The organism is Priestia sp. SIMBA_032, assembly GCF_046535215.1.
Lineage (GTDB): Bacteria > Bacillota > Bacilli > Bacillales > Bacillaceae_H > Priestia > Priestia aryabhattai.
This window is the reverse complement of sequence record NZ_JAWRXD010000109.1, coordinates 1-503: the sequence shown is the minus strand read 5'-3', so window position 1 is coordinate 503 and position 503 is coordinate 1. Positions and strand designations below refer to the sequence as shown.

Below are 503 nucleotides of genomic sequence, written 5' to 3'. Positions count from 1 at the left end.
GACCCCTGTAGAATACAGAATTCAATCCTCATTCGCTGCTTAGATAAAGGGTCTAACTTTTTGGGTTCAGTTCAGGGAAGGTAGCTTTTCTGTAACTCAATCATATTTTTTGATGATTCAACCCATCCAAATGTAGCAAAGATCTGCATGTCATCTTGTCACTTTTTTCCCTTTTCGATATAAAATTCTGGGTTTTGATAGGTTTTCTCTAGAAAGTTCTTTTGTTCTTTTTCAGCAAGCTTATTATTTTCAACTGTATTGATATAAGCATCATAAGTGGCGAACCCATAAAGAGAAGGGAAAAACAGTAACCATTCTGGATTTAATACGTTGGTAGCTTTCTGGATTTCGCCTAAAAAGAGAAGAGAAATAGCTTCAAGAAGATGAGAATAGTAAAAGAAAACAACGGTCCAAGTAACAATAAAAAAAGCAACGATTATTCGATGAATATAAAGCTGACCTAAACCTGGCATAAATAAGGACCATATGATAGACATAATAGG

Annotated in this window: 1 pseudogene; it reads right to left on the bottom strand. The window is 34.6% G+C overall.

The annotated features are described in order from the left end of the window. Positions 1 to 158 precede the first annotated feature (158 nt). Positions 159 to 503 (bottom strand): annotated as a pseudogene (locus SB717_RS33540) (hypothetical protein); the annotation flags it as partial.